This is a genomic window from Aminobacter sp. P9b (genome assembly GCF_045345995.1).
Classification (GTDB): domain Bacteria; phylum Pseudomonadota; class Alphaproteobacteria; order Rhizobiales; family Rhizobiaceae; genus Aminobacter; species Aminobacter niigataensis.
Genome location: NZ_CP150082.1, coordinates 676,282 through 693,102, shown reverse-complemented (window position 1 = coordinate 693,102; position 16,821 = coordinate 676,282). Strand labels below are relative to the sequence as shown.

The window sequence follows — 16,821 nt, the reverse complement described above, 5'->3', positions numbered from 1 at the left end:
ACGGACAGGCAAAAAATGGCTACCGAAATCCGTGTCCCCACCCTCGGCGAATCCGTTTCCGAGGCAACCATCGGCAAGTGGTTCAAGAAGGCCGGCGATGTGATTGCCGTCGACGAGCCGCTGGTCGAGCTCGAGACCGACAAGGTCACCATCGAAGTGCCGGCACCCGCCGCCGGCGTGCTGGTCGAGCTGACGGTCAAGGAAGGCGAGACCGTCGGCGTCGGCGCGCTGCTCGGCACCATCGGTGCCGGCGACGGCGCAGTTGCCGCTGCCAAGCCCGCTGCCGTGGCGCAGGCGTCGGCTCCGAATGCTGCCTCGACCGTCAAGGAAGCCGTCGCACAGACCGCATCGGTCGCCGGTGCACCGGCCATCGAGGAACGCAAGATGCCGCCGGCACCGGCTGCCGCCAAGCTGCTGGCCGAGACCAATCTTTCGGTCGACCAGGTCGCCGGTTCGGGCAAGCGCGGCCAGGTGCTGAAGGGCGACGTGCTCGAAGCCATCGCCAAGGGCGTTTCCGTGCCCGCAGCAGCTCCGGTTGCTGCGCCCGTAGTTGCACGTGTTCCCTCAAGCGTGGCCGATGCACCGCGCGAAGAGCGCGTGCGCATGACCAAGCTGCGCCAGACGATCGCGCGCCGCCTCAAGGAAGCGCAGTCGACGGCTGCCATGCTGACCACCTTCAACGAGGTCGACATGAGCGCCGTGATGGCGCTGCGCACCAAGTACAAGGACATCTTCGAAAAGAAGCACGGCGTGAAGCTCGGCTTCATGGGCTTCTTCACCAAGGCGGTGACACATGCGCTGAAGGAAATCCCGGCCGTCAACGCCGAGATCGACGGCACCGACATCATCTACAAGAACTTCGCCCATGTCGGCGTCGCCGTCGGCACCGAAAAGGGCCTGGTGGTTCCTGTCGTGCGCGATGCCGACCAGATGTCGATCGCCGAGATCGAGAAGGAAATCGGCCGCCTCGGCCTCGCCGCGCGCGACGGCAAGCTGTCGGTCGCCGACATGCAGGGCGGCACCTTCACCATCTCCAATGGCGGCGTCTACGGTTCGCTGATGTCGACGCCGATCCTGAACGCGCCGCAGTCGGGCATCCTCGGCATGCACAAGATCCAGGAGCGTCCGGTCGTGGTCGGCGGCCAGATCGTCATCCGCCCGATGATGTATCTCGCGCTCTCCTACGATCACCGCATCGTCGACGGCAAGGAAGCCGTGACCTTCCTGGTCCGCGTCAAGGACAGCCTGGAAGATCCGGAACGCCTGGTTCTCGACCTCTGAGGTCGAGGCGTGTAGAGCGGGTTTCACAGAACCCGCTCTGGTTGCGCAGCCGAAAGGAACCGGATCATGGCCTTCGAACCGGAAATTCCCCCGATCCAGGTGCATCTGTGCGTCAAGGGCGGCAAGGAAGCGATTGCCTTCTATGAAAAGGCGTTCGACGCGGTCGAGACCTTCGAGCAGATGGCCGATGACGGGGTTCGCGTGCTGCATGCGAACCTCGCCATGTTCGGCAGCGAAGTGATGCTGCACGACGAATTCCCCGAGTTTGGCGCCGATGTGCTGTCGCCGCTGTCGCGGGGCGGCGCCGGCATGACCGTCAACATCAACCTGAAATTGCCGGGCGAAGTAGACCAGGCCATCGAGCGCGCGGTCGCCGCCGGAGCCGAGATCACCATGGAACCGGACGACGTGTTCTGGGGCGCCCGCTACGGCCGCATCCGCGATCCGTTCGGCCATGTCTGGGCGTTCAACGCGCCTTTGGGCAACGCGGCGCTGGGCGCGCAAGCCGGGAGCGGCAACGCATGATGCAATATGCGTTCGAATTTGCCGGCCTGCTGGCGGTGTTTTCGGTGCTGATGGTGGTGCCAGGCGCCGATTTCGTCATGGTCGTGCGCCAGAGCGTGGTGCATGGCCGCCGTGCCGCAATCATCACCAGTTTCGGCATCGGCACGTCGCTGCTGTTCCACGTCAGCTACACCATCCTGGGCATCGGGCTGATCGTGTCGAAGTCGCTGTTGCTGTTTTCGATGCTGAAATGGGCCGGGGCGGCCTATCTCGTCTATCTCGGCATCAGGGCACTGCGCGCCGACCCGATGGAACTGACTTCAGTAGATGCGCAGGAGGCAGCCGACCAGACCAAGGAAGTTACAGCGACACGCTACTTTCTGATGGGGTTCGTCACCAACGCGCTGAACCCGAAAGCGGTGCTGCTTTTCGTGCCGCTGTTCACGGCGATGGTCAGCCATGAGACGCCGGCTGCGGTGAAGGGCGTCTATGGGCTGCTGATGGCAGTCGTGCTGATCGCGTGGTTCGTCGGCGTGTCGATGTTCTTCACCATGGCCTCGGTGCGCGCGCGCTTCGTTGCCTGGGGCCGCTGGTTCAATAAGGCGACCGGCATGATCTTCATCGGGCTTGGCGTGAAGCTGGCCACGCAGCAGGCAAGCTGATGCGGCTCCAGGCGCTCATCTCGGCTGTGGCGATGCTGTCGGCGACGACGGCCAATGCTGCATGCCCGATCGAGCTCGCCGTCTATGGCGACCGCGACAAGGCGGCCGAGATCGACTTCCGGCCGACGCTGGAGTCGGCCACCGTCACCAACAGCTTCAAGATGGTGATGGACAATTCCGTCGTGCTCGACGGCGTGGTGATGTGGTCGGACGAGGTGGGGCGGCCGAACGGCATGCTGATGCACCAGTGCCCGGAAGGCGACGTGACCGGCGAGGAGCTGGATGCCTGCACGGTGTGGCAAGGCGTGATCTACAGTGTCGACGAACAGGGCAATGTCGGGCTTCTGCCACGCGAACGCATTGGGGCCGCAGCGCCGAAGAAGCTGATCTTCGCCGACCTCGGCCATTCGCTGCGCATGTCGGCGGCCTATGGTCCGGACGGCTTTTCCAAAGTGCCGTGGGACGTGTTCGAGATACAGGGGTGCCAGGAATGAGCGCTCAAGGGAAGGTCCTGCTGGTGACCGGCGGCAGCCGCGGCATCGGTGCCGCCATCTGCCGGCTCGCCGCCAAGGCCGGTTATGTCGTGGCGATCAACTATGCGTCGAACGAAGCCGCCGCCAACGCGCTGGTGGCCGAGATCAAGGCCGGCGGCGGCGAGGCTATCGCCATCAAGGGTGACGTCGGCAACGAAGCCGACGTGCTTGGCATGTTTGCTGCCGTCGATGCCGCCTATGGCCGGCTCGACGCCTTCGTCAACAATGCCGGCGTTGTCGACATCAAGGCGCGTGTCGACCAGATGGATGCGGCCCGCCTCGAGCGCATGATGCGCATCAACGTCATCGGCTCGATCCTGTGCGCCGGCGAGGCGGTCAAGCGCATGTCGAGCCTGCATGGCGGCGCAGGCGGGGCGATCGTCAACATCTCGTCGGCGGCCGCCACGCTGGGTTCGCCGGGCGAATATGTCGACTATGCCGCCGCCAAGGGTGCCATCGACACCTTCACCATCGGACTTGCCAAGGAAGTGGCGACCGAAGGCGTCCGGGTCAACGCCGTACGCCCCGGCATCATCGACACCGAAATCCACGCGTCGGGCGGACAACCCGACCGGATCGCCGCCATTCGCGGGATGGTGCCGATGAAGCGCGAAGGCCAGGCAGAGGAAGTCGCCCATGCCGTCATCTGGCTTTTGTCGGATGAGGCATCATATACGACGGGCTCAATTTTGAACGTGAGTGGCGGCCGCTGAGCGCGCGCGCCCAGGAGAAGGACAGGACCATGGCATATGACGTCGTCGTTATCGGATCGGGCCCAGGCGGCTATGTGTGCGCCATCAAGGCAGCACAGCTCGGATTGAAGGTCGCCGTGGTCGAGAAGAACGCGACCTTCGGCGGCACCTGCCTGAACATCGGCTGCATCCCTTCCAAGGCAATTCTGCATGCCTCGGAAATGCTGGCCGAGGCCCAGCATTCGTTCGATGCGCTCGGCGTCGAGGTCGGCACGCCGAAGATGAACCTGAAGAAGATGATGGCGCACAAGGATGCGACGGTTGGGGCCAACGTGACCGGCGTGTCGTTCCTGTTCAAGAAGAACAAGATCGACAGCTTCCAGGGCACCGGCAAGGTGCTGGGCGCCGGCAAGGTCGGCGTGACCGGTTCTGACGGCAAGAGCCAGGAAATCGAGACCAAGAACATCGTCATCGCCACCGGTTCGGACGTCGCCGGTATTCCCGGCGTCGACGTCGCCTTCGACGAGAAGGTGATCGTGTCGTCGACCGGCGCGCTGTCGCTGGAGAAGGTGCCGGGTCATCTGGTGGTCGTTGGCGGCGGCGTCATCGGCCTCGAGCTCGGCTCGGTTTGGGCGCGCCTGGGCGCCAAGGTGACCGTGGTCGAATATCTCGACACCATCCTGGGCGGCATGGACGGCGACGTTGCCAAGCAGTTCCAGCGCATGCTGGCCAAGCAGGGCTTCGAGTTCAAGCTCGGCTCCAAGGTGACCGGTGCCGCCAAGGCCAAGAAGGGTGCGACCGTGACCTTCGAGCCGGTCAAGGGCGGCGCTGCCGAGACCATCGAGGCCGACGTGGTGCTGGTCGCCACCGGCCGCAAGCCCTACACCGATGGCCTTGGCCTCAAGGAAGCCGGCGTCGAGATGGACGAGCGCGGCCGGGTCAAGACCGACGGCCATCTGCGCACCAACGTCGCGGGCATCTATGCTATCGGCGACGTGGTTGCCGGTCCGATGCTGGCGCACAAGGCCGAGGACGAAGGCGTGGCGGTTGCCGAGATCATCGCCGGCCAGGCCGGCCACGTGAACTACGACGTGATCCCCGGCGTGGTCTACACCAGCCCCGAGGTTGCTTCGGTCGGCAAGACCGAGGAAGAGCTCAAGAAGGCCGGCATCGCCTACAAGGCCGGCAAGTTCCCGTTCACGGCGAACGGCCGGGCGCGCGCCATGCTGCACACGGATGGCTTCGTCAAGGTTCTGGCCGACAAGGACAGCGACAAGGTGCTGGGCGTGCACATCGTCGGCTTCGGTGCAGGCGAGATGATCCACGAGGCGGCGGTGCTGATGGAGTTCGGCGGTTCGTCGGAAGATCTCGGCCGTACCTGCCACGCGCATCCGACGATGTCGGAAGCGGTGAAGGAGGCAGCGCTCGCCACGTTCTTCAAGCCAATCCACATGTAAGACCGGCGATTACGCCTGAAACAGAACGGCCCGCTCGATGAGCGGGCCGTTTGCATTAGGAGACCAACCTTAGTTGGCGGGGGCTGCCGGAGCAGGCGCCGGGGCTGGCTCGGCCGGAGCTGGAGCAGGTTCCGCTGGCGCCGGCGCAGGTTCAGCTGGCGCAGGCGCAGGTTCTGCCGGTGCGGGCGCAGGGGCAGGCTCTGCTGGCGCGGGCGCGGGTGCCGGTTCTGCCGGAGCGGGTGCTGGTGTTGTCGCAGCCGGGGGCTCGGCCGGTGCCGGCGCTTCTCCGGTCGGGCCGAAGATGTAATAGGCCACCGCAGCGAGCAGCACGACGATGATGGCTATCAGCCACGTGCTGCCCATGCTCGACTGGCCGGTTGGGCGTCCTGGATCTGGATTGTTCACCATTGAGATCTCCCTCAGCTGCGCTCCGCAATCATTGCGTGAACATCGCAATCAACGCGCGAAACCCATTTCGGTTTCACCGGAGACGAAAAAAGACTGCAAATACAGGAGGCCGACGCCGGTGCAGAGGCCGGGAGGCGCTGCGGCGTCGTTTCGCCACGCCGCCTTCGCTCACAAAACGCGCTAGCTTCGAGAAAGATGCAGCGACCTGAGGCCAGCGACATGCCCGTGGTGCAATGCCTTTCCAACGTAGACGAACTGCTGCCCGGCACGAGCTTTGCCGACCGCTACGTCATGGTGGTCAGCGGGCAGTCGCTGGATGCCATGACGGCGGCCAAGCGGGCCATCGTCAAAGTCCCGTCCTGGATCGGCCGGCTGATGATGCTGCGCAACCTGCTGGTGCGGCCGTTCGGGCTGAAAACCGGGCACGCCGACCTCCCCGGGCAGCAAAAGCGGGTCGGCATGTTTCCCGTGATCAGCGACGCCCCGGCCCGGGTGGTTCTCGGCCTCGACGACCGCCATCTCGATTTCCGGCTGGTGGTCGAAGTGAAGGAACTGGGCGAGGGGCGGCAGGAGGTGAGCGCGACGACGCTGGCCAGGCCTCACAACAGGTTCGGCCGGATCTATCTCTCGGTCGTCATGCCGTTCCACCGCATCATCGTTCCGGCGATGCTGGCCAGGGTGGCCGACGCGCGGGGTTAGCGGTCGGCAACGGTGACGGTGTAGCCGGCCTTGCGGAACAGCTCGACCAGCCCTGCGGGGCCGGGCAGATGCAGCGCACCCACAGCCATGAAGACGTCGCCCTGGGCGACGAGCGGTCCTGCGCGATCGACCATGGTCTTGTTGCGCGTCGTCACCATCGCTTCCTCGAAGGCGGCGTAGCCGGAATCGTCAGATCTGCCCGACGGCAGGGCGTTGCGGAACAGCGGCCAGAACATGCCGGTGTCGCCGCGCTGGTAGAGCACGACCATGGTCTCGATGACGTCGTCCATGCGGTTGCCGAGCTTGAGGGTCTCGACCAGGCCCTTGATGTGGAACTCGATCGGCAGCGAGGCCATGGCCGAAAGCTGGTCGGCGGCGGTCTCCAGACCCTTGACCTGCTTGCCGGCGGCCTTGGCCTGCTGGGCGATGAGGATGTCGAGCACCGGCGCGCCGGCGGCCTTGCGGGTGAGCTCGCAGGCCGGCAGGGCGACCATCGACGACAGCATCCACGGCTTCATCTTGGAGACGCTGCCGGGCGGGATGCCGCGCGCTTCGAGCGCCGCGTTGACGGTTGCGAGCTCGTCCGGCGACATCAGCGACGGCAGCGTGGTGCTGTCGGTGAACATCATCAGCTCGGGCTGCTTCATCAGGCTGGCGACCATGGCGTTCTGGTCGAGCACATCGGTGGTTTCGATGACCAGCGTGTGCGAGCCGTCGAAGGCCTTCTGCGCCGCGGGCTGAAGCTTGGTGACGCGCGGATCGGTGACATGCATGGTGCCGTAGAGCCAGGACGGCTTCTGGCCGGGCTTTTCCAGCTTCCACAACAGGCCCTGTCCGTTGAGCGTGGCCTTGGCCTCGGCCTCGATCTTGGCCAGAAGCGTCGGGTTGTCCTTGGCAAGCTCGGCCAGCATGTCGGAGCCGGTGCAGACGGGCGCTTCGGCGCGTGCCTTGCCGGCGAACAGGAACGCGACGGCAAAGAACAGGACGAAGAACAGCACGTTGAGCGCTGCAAGCAGCTTCAGCGATAGCAACGATGCGCGGTCGGCAAAGGCGGCGAGACGTGTCATGGGCATTTGTGTATCCGCCAAAAGCGGCAAAACGGTTAATGCCGCAGTGACAATTGTCAGCCTCGCGGGGTCAGGCGCGGGGGTGTGCCGCGTCGTAAATCTCGAGCAGGCGGGCTGTGTCGACGCCCGTATAGATCTGCGTGGTCGACAGACTGGCGTGGCCGAGCAACTCCTGGATGGTGCGCAGGTCGCCGCCACGGCCGAGCAGATGGGTGGCGAAGGAGTGGCGCAGCGCGTGCGGGGTTGCCGTGTCGGGCAGGTTCAAGGCCGAGCGCATCTTGCGCATCTCGCGCTGGATGATCGCCGGGTCGAGCTGGCCGCCGCGGGCGCCGCGGAAAAGTGCGCCTTCGGCAGCGAGATGATATGGGCAAAGCTTGCGGTATTCTGCGACCGCCTGCAGTGCGACCGGCAGAACGGGGACGAGGCGCGTCTTGCCGCCCTTGCCCGTGATGCGCAGCACGGTGTCGGAGGGCGAGGCGAGCTCCGTGCCGGACAGGTTGAGCGCTTCGGAAATACGCAGGCCCGAGCCGTAGAGCAGGGTCAGCACGGCAGCATTGCGAGCTGCGATCCAGGGCTCCTCGGCAAGCTGCTCGCCTGCCGATACGACACGCTTGGCGTCGATCGCGGTGAGCGGCTTGGGCAGCGATTTCGGCTGTTTCGGCGCGCGCAGCGCCGCGGAGCCGGCGGCGTTGACCAGGCCCTGGCGTTCGAGGAAACGCAGCAGCGAGCGCACCCCGGCAAGGCCGCGTCCAAGCGTGCGGGCACCGGCACCGTCAGCCCGTCGCGAGGCGAGATAGCCGCGCAGGTCGGCCGGACGGAGGTCTCGGATGTCTGAAATGCCGGGTGGGCCGCCATTGTGGCCGGTCAGGAACTGCAGGAACTGGCGCGTGTCGCGTTCGTAGGCATCGACGGTCGATGTCGACAGGCGGCGTTCGCCGGCCAGCGACTTCAGCCAGCCTTCTCGGGCCGCCTGGAGGTCGGGTTTTGCGGCGATGAGGAATTCCTGCATTGGCAGCGCGGGTCCGATTGAATAAGTCAGTGTTGAACGAGCGAAGTTAGCAAGCAGTGAAGCAGGCGATGGCCAGACCCCAAAATCCAATCCAGATGGCCGTGATCGGCGCCGCCCACGGCATCAAGGGCGAGCTGCGCGTGAAGACCTTTACCGGCGATCCGCTGGCGCTGGCCGACTACGGCCCGCTTTACGCCAAGGACGGCCGAGCCTTCGAGATCGCCGCGATCCGGCCGGCCAACGAGGTGGTGGTGGTGCGCTTCAAGGGCGTCAACGACCGCAACGCCGCCGAGGCGCTGACCAGCACCGAGCTGTTCGTCGACCGTTCGGCGCTGCCCGACGATGGCGAGGAGGGCGAATTCTATCACACCGATCTTGTCGGGCTTGCGGTTCGCGACGAAAACGGCGAGCCGGTCGGCAAGGTGTTTGCCGTGCAGAATTTCGGCGGCGGCGATATCCTGGAAATCCAGTATCAGGGCCGCAAGGGCGTGCTGATTCCCTTCACGCAGGCGGCGGTGCCCGTGGTCGACATCGCTGGCGGCTTCGTCGCCATCGATACGGTTGCTGCCGGGCTGGTCGAGGACGAAGACGACGCGGACGCACCTTCCGACGGCGAGTTCGAGCACAAAGGTCGGCCACGCGGACCCAGGGATGCCGGGGGAAATCGCTGATGTTCCGGGCCAGCGTGCTCACGCTCTATCCCGAGATGTTCCCGGGCGCGCTGGGACTGTCGCTGGCGGGGCGGGCGATGGAGCGTGGCGACTGGTCGCTTGAAGCCGTGCAGATCCGCGACTTTGCGACCGACAAGCACCGCACCGTCGACGACACGCCTGCCGGCGGCGGCGCCGGCATGGTGATGCGCGCCGACATCCTGGCCAAGGCGATCGACAATGCCTCGCCCGAGGGCGATGCGCGCCCGCGCATCCTGATGAGCCCGCGCGGCAAGCCGCTGACCCAGGAGCGCGTGCGCGAGTTGGCGGCTGGTCCGGGTGCCGTCATCCTGTGCGGCCGCTTCGAAGGCGTCGACCAGCGCGTCATCGAGGCGCGTGAACTGGAGGAGATTTCGGTCGGCGACTTCATCCTCTCGGGTGGCGAGCCGGCGGCGCTGGTGCTGCTCGACGCGGTGGTCAGGCTGCTGCCCGGCGTGATGGGCAACGAGGTATCGGGCGAGGAAGAGAGTTTTGAGGGCGGGCTGCTGGAGCATCCGCACTACACAAGACCGCAGGAGTTCGAAGGCCGGGCGATCCCCGAGGTGCTGACCTCGGGCAATCACGGCAAGATCGCCAAATGGCGGCGGGCCGAGGCGGAGAAGCTAACCAAGGAGCGGCGTCCGGATTTGATGCGTAGTATGAGCACTGACGGCGGTTACGTCGGTAAAATTCGCTCTCAGGTTAGTTTGAACCTGCGTGGTGAGGACCTTGATCCCAAAGAAATAACCGCACTGTTGGGGTGCGAGCCGAAAACTTCCTGGAAGAAGGGGGAATCCGTCAGGATTTCGGAGAAGGCTAAGCTGACCAAGAGCAGGGTCGGCTATTGGAAAATCTCTGTAGAAGCATCGGACGATATCGACAGCGCGATAGCCTCACTCTTTGACAGACTGCTTCCTAACATTGATTGGTCAGCGCTCGCCGACAGGTTCGCCGTCGAAGTCTCGTGTGGCCTTTGGCTATCCGGTTACAACCAAGGCTTCAACCTCAATAAAGAAACGCTGAATTTTCTATCCCAGCGCAGGATTTCAATCGACTTCGATATCTATCACGAAGAGCTACTTAGGTAGCTCAGCCACTTCAGCCTCTCCTAAAATAATAAAAAGCCAAAAACAGACCGACCGCGACGACAAGCGCGCGGACGATCGCTTGCGGTACGCGGCGTGCGGTCCAGACGCCGGCATAGCCGCCGAGCGCGACGCCAGGAACCATGACGGCCGCCGCCGTCCAGGCGACGACGCCACCGGAGGCGAAGATGATGATGGCGACCGCTGCGATGACGATGGAGAGCATGTTCTTGAGCGCATTGAGGCGGTGGTAGTCGCCGCCCTCGGTGAGGCCGAGGGTTGCCAGCATCATCACGCCCATGCCGGCACCGAAGAAACCGCCATAGATCGAGGTGAAGAACTGGACGATGCGGCCGGCGAGTGACGACGGTGCGTCTTCAGGCCGCTCGGCAAGTCTTGCCGGCCGGAGCCAGGGGCCGGCGGCGAACAACGCGGTGGCGGCAAGCAGCAGCCAGGGGACGAGCGCGCCGAAGGAGACATTGTCGAGCGACAGCAGGAACAGCGAGCCGATCAGGGCACCGACGGCCGAGATGACGGCGAAGGCGAGCGCGCCGCGCCACATCCGGCGGATATCCGTTATGTAGGCCCAGGTCGAGGTGATGTAGCCGGGAAACTGGGCGATCGACGACGTCGCATTGGCCGAGATCGGCGGCAGCCCGGCCATGGTCAGCGCGCCGAAGGTCAGGAAGGTGCCGCCGCCGGCAATGGCGTTGACGACGCCCGAGAGGAAGCCCGCGACGAAGAGGATTCCGACTGTGATGAGGGTCACGGGTTGCCTGCTCCGATACGCTGCGCCTGGGGGTCTGTAGGTAGCCCGGGCCGGCGATGCAAGCCATGGCTTGCCGATGGCGGCCACTTGGTCCAAGGTCCGGCAAGCCGCGACAGCACGCAAAGCGCGTAAAAAAGACACTGCAAGGCGTGACAAATGGCTGAAATAGCGGTATGTGCCCGCCCGAACCGGACGAATAATCGACCGGACCCGTCAACAGTGACGGTGTAGTCGCCCCTGCCGGAAGGCCCGCGAGGGAACAAGGCATATCCGAGCGGTCATTGGAACTGCAAGGCGAGCGTGGGCGCTCTGGCTGTCGGAAGAACAAGAAGTGGATAGTTGAGATGGATATCATCCGTCAGCTCGAGGCCGAACAGGCCGCCAAGATCGAAGCCAAGCGCACCCTGCCGGAATTCCAGCCGGGCGACACCGTGCGCGTTCTGGTTCGCGTCACGGAAGGCACGCGTACCCGCGTGCAGGCCTATGAGGGCGTCGTGATCGCCCGCGCCGGCTCGGGCTTCCAGGAAAACTTCACCGTCCGCAAGATCTCCTATGGCGAAGGCGTGGAGCGCGTGTTCCCGGTCTACTCGCCGATGATCGAGGGCGTCGAGATCGTCCGCCGCGGCAAGGTCCGTCGCGCCAAGCTGTACTACCTGCGCGATCGTCGCGGTAAGTCGGCTCGTATCGTCGAGAACACCGGCGTGCGCGCCCGCAAGCTGAACGACGCCGAGCGCGAAGCAGCCAACGCCGAGAAGGCCCGCATCGAGGCCGAGAAGGTCGCCGCCGCCCAGGCTCTGGCCGCCGAGAAGGCCGCTCAGGAAGCAGCCGAGAAGAAGGCAGCAGCCGAGGCCGCCAAGGCTGCGGAAGCAGCGGCTGAGCCTGCAGCCGAGTAATTTCCGGCACTTGTTTTCGAAAGGGCGGCTTCGGCCGCCCTTTTGCGTTTCGGAGGATGGAATTCCAGTTCTTCCATGCATGGCGCATGGAGCCTGCTTGCATGCGGCCCGCGGCGAGCTAAAGTCTCGCGCAAACGACCGGCGTCGCCGGTCTCGCGCATTTCGGGGAACTGATCATGAATAGTCTCAAGCTCGCGCTTGCCGGCGCTCTCGCCCTCGTGCTTTCGCCCTTCGTTGCCCAAGCCCAGAGCCTGCCCGACCTCGGCGGCAAGACGGTGGTGGTGGTGACCGAGAACGCCTATCCGCCGCTGCAGTTCATCGATCCCAAGACCGGCAAGCAGATAGGCTGGGAATATGACGCAATGGACGAGATCGCCAAGCGCCTGAACTTCAAGGTCGAGTACCAGAACACTTCCTGGGACGCGATGATCCAGGCAGTGTCCGACGGCCAGTACCAGCTCGGCATGACCGGCATCACCATCAAGGACGACCGCAAGGAGAAGGTCGATTTCTCCGATCCCTACATGCGTTCGCAGCAGTTCATGCTGGTGCGCGCCGACGAGGCCCGCTTCACCGACGCCAAGAGCTTCGGCGCCCTCAAGGACGGCCTGATCGCGGCGCAGCCGGGCACCTCGCCGTTCTACACCGCCGTCTACGAAATCCTCGACGGCAACGAACAGAACCCGCGCATCAAGCTGTTCGAGACCTTCGGCGCCACCGTGCAGGCGCTCAAGGCAGGCGACGTCGATCTGGTGCTGACCGACAGCGTCGCGGCCCAGGGCTATGTCGATGCCTCGGAAGGCAAGCTCAAGGTGGTGGGCGGGCCGCTGGGCAGCGAGGATTTCGGCTTCATCTTCAAGAAGGGTTCGGACCTGGTTCAACCGGTCAATGCGGCGATTGCCGCGCTCAAGGCTGACGGCACCTTCGATGCGCTGAACAAGAAGTGGTTCCTTGACTACAAGATGGGCCAGTAGTCTGGGGCATTCTTCGGTGTCAGTGCTCCACGTTGCCCCCCTCTGGGCTGCCGGCCATCTTCCCCACAAGGGGGGAGATCTGCAGTGTCACCAGCCACGCCAATATGGCAACATCGCAAGTTGGCGAAAGCCAAGCGGCCAGCCTGATCTCACCCCTTGTGGGGAAGATGGCCGGCAGGCCAGAGGGGGGCGACGTAAGGCGCCGCCGTCAACAGCCCCAGCAGTCACTCGATAGATGCCGCCGTCACACCGTACGGGCACAAAGGCGGACTTTCCCTGGTGGCTGGTGGCCGCCGGGGCGATCGGTATTGCCGCCGCGGTGGCGATCGCGGCGAGCGACGTCTACGGCCAGATCCTGTCAACGTTGGTCAAAGGGCTGTGGGTGACGCTGTTCGTCACCGTCGTCGCTTTCGCACTTGCCTCGGCGCTCGGCCTGTTCATTGCCCTTCTCGGACTGTCGAACTCGCAAATGCTGCGCCAGATCGCGCGCTTCTATGTCGAGATCATCAGAGGGCTGCCGATCCTGGTGTTGCTGTTCTGGATCGCCTTTGTCGGCGCGCCGGCCTTCGTGGCGGCATGGAACTGGCTGTCGCTACCGCTGCAGGCGGCGGGGCTGGTCGAGCCGATGCAGGTACGCGACTTCTCGCTGTTGTGGCGGGCAATCCTCGCGCTGACGATTGCCTATTCGTCCTTCATCGCCGAGATCTTCCGCGCCGGCATCCAGGCTGTCGACGTCGGCCAGATCGAGGCGGCGAAGGCCTTGGGCCTTTCGCGCTATCAGCGTTTCAGGCTGATCGTCTGGCCGCAGGCGTTTCGGACGATCCTGCCGCCCTACGGCAATGACTTCATCGCCATGGTGAAGGATTCCTCGCTGGTTTCGGTGCTCGGCGTCGCCGACATCACCCAGATGGCCAAGGTCTATGCCTCGGGCTCGTTCCGCTTCTTCGAGACCTATTCGATCGTCGCCTATGTCTATCTGCTCCTGACCGTCGGGCTGTCACTCGGCCTGAGGGCGCTGGAGCGGCGGATGCGAAGGGACCGCGCAGCATGACCGGAGACGCCGACAAGACCGCGCTCGACATGGTCTACGCTGCCGAGACGGAAGCCGAGCTCGCCGCTGCCTACGCGGCCTGGGCCAATGGCTACGACAGGGAGACGGTGGCACTCGGCTACTGCCTGCCCTTCGTGATCGCGGGGTGGGTGGCGCGGCATGTGCCCAAGGGCGAAGGGCCGTTGCTCGATGCCGGCTGCGGCACCGGGCTGTCGGGGCCGTATCTCCGGGCACTCGGCTATGACAAGATCGAAGGGCTCGATCTGTCTGAGGAGATGCTCGACCTGGCCCGGGCGCGCGGCGGCTACACGGCGCTGACGCGGGCAGCACTGGGCGGACCGTTGCCATGGACGAATGGGCATTTCGCCGCCGCCTTCTCGACAGGTGTGTTCACCGCCGGGCACGCGCCGGCTTCGAGCCTGGACGAGTTGGTCCGGATCACCAGGCGGGGCGCCTTTATCATCTTCACCGTTCGCGACGTGGTGCTGGATGCAGGTGGGTTCCGGACGAAATTCGCCGAGCTTGAGGCATCAGGCAAATGGCGGCCGGTCGAGGAGAGCCTGCCGTTCCGGGCCTTCGCGGTGGCTGAGCCGGAGGTGCTGGTGCAGGCCTTCGTTTTCGAAGTCCTCTGAGGCGGCGAAGGAACCTCGGCAGTCTCGGCGCGTTGGGTGCCGAACCAGCATGAGGGTCCCATGGAACAACTCGTCGAGGAATTCGGCCATCCGACCTACACCTCGTTTCCGGTCATCGTAGCAAGGCTCTTGCTGGCGACGATCTTCGGCGCGGTCATCGGCTTCGAGCGCGAATGGCGCAACCGGCCGGCGGGCCTGCGCACTCATGTGCTGGTTTGCGTTGCCGCGGCGACCTTTGGCATCCTGACCATCGAGATCGTCCATGCGCCGATGTTTACGGCCGACGGGATGAAGGAGATGGTCAAGGTCGATCCGATCCGGGCGGTCGAGGCGGTGACGGCAGGCGTCGCCTTCCTTGCCGCAGGCACCATCCTGTTCGCCCGAGGCGAGATCCAGGGTCTTACGACCGGAGCCGGCATGTGGCTGGCGGGGGCTATCGGCCTCGCCGCCGGGCTCGGCTTCTGGCAGATCGCCGGCTTCGGCACGTTGCTGGTCCTTGTCGTCCTGGGCCTGATGCACACGATCGAGGTGAAGTTCGACCTGAGCGAGGACAAGCGGGACGAAAAGCCTGTGGCGCGCAAGGCGCAGGTGAAGGCCAGACGTCCGTAGCGCTGTTGCATCCTTCGGCCGGAGCGAGAGCTCCATATGCCTAGCCGAGCATGTTGCAATTTCGAGAACCGGTCCCACATTTTGGACCATGTTCCGGACGCATGAGCGGCCATGACGAAGGGTGACGCCATCGCAATTGCCGGGGGCCGAAAAGATTGATATGAGCAGGCCATGGAAGAGCTCTTTGGAGATCCGGCCTATAAAGGTTTCGTGCTGCAGGACCACAAGCGCCTGCCCGCCCGATTCTTTGCCCGGATTTCCGGCGCCCTAAGCTGCCGACTTCCCTGAGCCGACGGGCTCCTTCCGGCATTTTGGCCGGCCATTTTCAATTGTTGCCATCGACGGATCCAAGATCATGAGCGCACCGCGTACCCTCTACGACAAGATATTCGACGACCACGTTGTCGACCGCCAGGACGACGGCACCTGCCTGCTCTATATCGACCGCCACCTCGTGCACGAAGTGACCAGCCCGCAGGCCTTCGAAGGCCTGCGCATGACCGGCCGCACCGTGCGTCATCCCGAAAAGACGCTGGCCGTGGTCGACCACAACGTGCCGACCTCGCCGGACCGCAAGAACGGCATCAAGAACGAGGAGAGCCGCATCCAGGTCGAGGCGCTGGCCAAGAACTCGGCCGACTTCGGCGTGGAGTATTACTCCGAGAACGACAAGCGCCAGGGCATCGTCCACATCGTCGGCCCCGAGCAGGGCTTTACCCTGCCGGGCATGACCATCGTCTGCGGCGACAGCCACACCTCGACGCATGGTGCATTCGGCGCTTTGGCCCACGGTATCGGCACGTCGGAAGTGGAGCACGTGCTGGCGACCCAGACGCTGATCCAGAAGAAGGCAAAGAACATGCTGGTGCGTGTCGACGGCCAGTTGCCGGAAGGCGTCACCGCCAAGGACATCGTGCTCGCCATCATCGGCGAGATCGGCACGGCAGGCGGCACCGGCTACGTCATCGAATATGCAGGCGAAGCGATCCGCGCGCTGTCGATGGAAGGCCGCATGACGATCTGCAACATGTCGATCGAGGGCGGTGCCCGCGCCGGCCTGATCGCGCCCGACGAAAAGACCTATGCCTACGTCCAGGACAAGCCGCGCGCGCCGAAAGGCAAGGCGTTCGATATGGCGCTGGAGTACTGGAAGACGCTGCACACCGACGAAGGTGCGCATTTCGACAAGGTTGTGGTGCTCGACGCAGCCAAGCTGCCGCCCATCGTCACCTGGGGCTCGTCGCCCGAGGACGTCGTCGCCGTCACCGGCGTGGTGCCGGATGCCGAAGTGATCGAGGACGAGAACAAGCGCAACTCCAAGAAGCGCGCGCTCGACTATATGGGCCTGTCCGCCGGCACCAAGATCACCGACATCGCCATCGACCGCGTGTTCATCGGTTCGTGCACCAATGGCCGCATCGAGGACCTGCGCGCGGTGGCCAAGGTGGTCGAAGGCCGCAAGGTCGCCTCGACCGTCAGCGCCATGATCGTGCCGGGCTCCGGCCTGGTCAAGGAGCAGGCGGAAGCAGAGGGCCTGGACAAGATCTTCGTCGCCGCTGGCTTCGACTGGCGCGAGCCGGGCTGCTCGATGTGCCTGGCGATGAACGACGACCGCCTCAAGCCGCATGAGCGCTGCGCTTCGACCTCGAACCGCAACTTCGAGGGCCGCCAGGGCTTCAAGGGCCGCACCCATCTGGTGTCGCCGGCCATGGCCGCAGCGGCGGCGATCGCCGGCCATTTCGTCGACATTCGCGACTGGCACTGACCAGACGCCGGTCAATCCGGCGTATCGAACACAGGGCGGTGG

18 protein-coding genes and 1 pseudogene are annotated in these 16,821 nt (G+C 64.7%); 16 read left to right on the top strand and 3 right to left on the bottom strand.

The genetic code is table 11. The features are described from left to right. Window positions 1–15: 15 nt before the first annotated feature. The 7 genes from odhB (at window position 16) to WHT83_RS03435 (ending at window position 6,236) form a co-directional block, all read left to right on the top strand. Entirely contained in the window at window positions 16–1,281 is a 1,266-nt protein-coding gene (gene odhB / locus WHT83_RS03465) for a 2-oxoglutarate dehydrogenase complex dihydrolipoyllysine-residue succinyltransferase (RefSeq protein WP_108606284.1), read from the top strand. Between the two features lie 66 nt (window positions 1,282–1,347). Beyond that, entirely contained in the window at window positions 1,348–1,806 is a 459-nt protein-coding gene (locus tag WHT83_RS03460; RefSeq protein ID WP_183263433.1) for a VOC family protein, read from the top strand. Further along, window positions 1,806–2,447 carry a LysE family transporter gene (locus tag WHT83_RS03455; protein WP_406873921.1) on the top strand — a complete coding sequence of 214 codons (642 nt, stop codon included), beginning with the start codon at window positions 1,806–1,808 and terminating at the stop codon, window positions 2,445–2,447. Before WHT83_RS03460 ends, WHT83_RS03455 begins: the two co-directional genes overlap by 1 nt. Further along, window positions 2,447–2,941 (top strand): hypothetical protein, encoded by a 495-nt coding sequence (locus WHT83_RS03450; RefSeq protein WP_108606288.1) that lies wholly within the window; start codon window positions 2,447–2,449, stop codon window positions 2,939–2,941. The genes WHT83_RS03455 and WHT83_RS03450 overlap by 1 nt, the downstream gene beginning before the upstream one ends. After that, on the top strand, window positions 2,938–3,693 hold the full coding sequence (locus tag WHT83_RS03445) for an SDR family oxidoreductase (RefSeq protein WP_108606289.1): 756 nt from the start codon (window positions 2,938–2,940) through the stop codon (window positions 3,691–3,693). Before WHT83_RS03450 ends, WHT83_RS03445 begins: the two co-directional genes overlap by 4 nt. Further along, window positions 3,690–5,129 carry a dihydrolipoyl dehydrogenase gene (lpdA, locus tag WHT83_RS03440; RefSeq protein WP_406873920.1) on the top strand — a complete coding sequence of 480 codons (1,440 nt, stop codon included), beginning with the start codon at window positions 3,690–3,692 and terminating at the stop codon, window positions 5,127–5,129. Before WHT83_RS03445 ends, lpdA begins: the two co-directional genes overlap by 4 nt. A 627-nt stretch (window positions 5,130–5,756) precedes the next feature. Beyond that, window positions 5,757–6,236: a DUF2867 domain-containing protein gene (locus tag WHT83_RS03435; RefSeq protein ID WP_406872973.1), complete on the top strand. Its 480-nt coding sequence runs from the start codon at window positions 5,757–5,759 to the stop codon at window positions 6,234–6,236. Here WHT83_RS03435 and WHT83_RS03430 read toward each other — a convergent pair. Both WHT83_RS03430 and WHT83_RS03425 read right to left on the bottom strand, forming a co-directional pair. Next, on the bottom strand, window positions 6,233–7,303 hold the full coding sequence (locus WHT83_RS03430; protein WP_406873919.1) for a TraB/GumN family protein: 1,071 nt from the start codon (window positions 7,301–7,303) through the stop codon (window positions 6,233–6,235). The genes WHT83_RS03435 and WHT83_RS03430 overlap by 4 nt on opposite strands. A gap of 70 nt (window positions 7,304–7,373) precedes the next feature. Then, the gene (locus WHT83_RS03425; RefSeq protein WP_108606292.1) at window positions 7,374–8,312 is read right to left on the bottom strand and encodes a tyrosine recombinase XerC; all 939 of its coding nucleotides are present in this window, start codon (window positions 8,310–8,312) and stop codon (window positions 7,374–7,376) included. Between the two features lie 68 nt (window positions 8,313–8,380). On the opposite strand from WHT83_RS03425, the gene rimM reads away from it, so the two are divergent. From rimM to WHT83_RS03410, 3 genes and pseudogenes are all read left to right on the top strand, one after another. Then, window positions 8,381–8,983, top strand: a complete 603-nt coding sequence (gene rimM, locus WHT83_RS03420) for a ribosome maturation factor RimM (protein WP_406872972.1) — start codon at window positions 8,381–8,383, stop codon at window positions 8,981–8,983. Continuing rightward, window positions 8,980–9,654: pseudogene (gene trmD, locus WHT83_RS03415) on the top strand (tRNA (guanosine(37)-N1)-methyltransferase TrmD); the annotation flags it as partial. The gene rimM and the pseudogene trmD, both read left to right, overlap by 4 nt. Then, on the top strand, window positions 9,652–10,089 hold the full coding sequence (locus tag WHT83_RS03410) for a DUF4279 domain-containing protein (protein ID WP_406873918.1): 438 nt from the start codon (window positions 9,652–9,654) through the stop codon (window positions 10,087–10,089). The pseudogene trmD and the gene WHT83_RS03410, both read left to right, overlap by 3 nt. A gap of 10 nt (window positions 10,090–10,099) precedes the next feature. On the opposite strand, the gene WHT83_RS03405 is transcribed toward WHT83_RS03410, so the two are convergent. Further along, on the bottom strand, window positions 10,100–10,855 hold the full coding sequence (locus WHT83_RS03405; protein ID WP_406872971.1) for a sulfite exporter TauE/SafE family protein: 756 nt from the start codon (window positions 10,853–10,855) through the stop codon (window positions 10,100–10,102). A gap of 344 nt (window positions 10,856–11,199) precedes the next feature. On the opposite strand from WHT83_RS03405, the gene rplS reads away from it, so the two are divergent. The 6 genes from rplS (at window position 11,200) to leuC (ending at window position 16,779) form a co-directional block, all read left to right on the top strand. Further along, entirely contained in the window at window positions 11,200–11,748 is a 549-nt protein-coding gene (rplS, locus tag WHT83_RS03400; RefSeq protein ID WP_108606297.1) for a 50S ribosomal protein L19, read from the top strand. A 176-nt stretch (window positions 11,749–11,924) separates the two neighbouring features. Then, window positions 11,925–12,722, top strand: a complete 798-nt coding sequence (locus WHT83_RS03395; RefSeq protein ID WP_108609647.1) for a basic amino acid ABC transporter substrate-binding protein — start codon at window positions 11,925–11,927, stop codon at window positions 12,720–12,722. A 235-nt stretch (window positions 12,723–12,957) separates the two neighbouring features. Next, the gene (locus WHT83_RS03390; protein WP_183263438.1) at window positions 12,958–13,773 is read left to right on the top strand and encodes an amino acid ABC transporter permease; all 816 of its coding nucleotides are present in this window, start codon (window positions 12,958–12,960) and stop codon (window positions 13,771–13,773) included. Continuing rightward, window positions 13,770–14,405, top strand: a complete 636-nt coding sequence (locus tag WHT83_RS03385; RefSeq protein ID WP_406872970.1) for a class I SAM-dependent DNA methyltransferase — start codon at window positions 13,770–13,772, stop codon at window positions 14,403–14,405. The genes WHT83_RS03390 and WHT83_RS03385 overlap by 4 nt, the downstream gene beginning before the upstream one ends. 60 nt (window positions 14,406–14,465) lie before the next feature. Continuing rightward, the gene (locus WHT83_RS03380; protein WP_406872969.1) at window positions 14,466–15,014 is read left to right on the top strand and encodes an MgtC/SapB family protein; all 549 of its coding nucleotides are present in this window, start codon (window positions 14,466–14,468) and stop codon (window positions 15,012–15,014) included. A gap of 355 nt (window positions 15,015–15,369) precedes the next feature. Continuing rightward, window positions 15,370–16,779 carry a 3-isopropylmalate dehydratase large subunit gene (leuC, locus tag WHT83_RS03375; RefSeq protein WP_108606302.1) on the top strand — a complete coding sequence of 470 codons (1,410 nt, stop codon included), beginning with the start codon at window positions 15,370–15,372 and terminating at the stop codon, window positions 16,777–16,779. Window positions 16,780–16,821 lie beyond the last annotated feature (42 nt).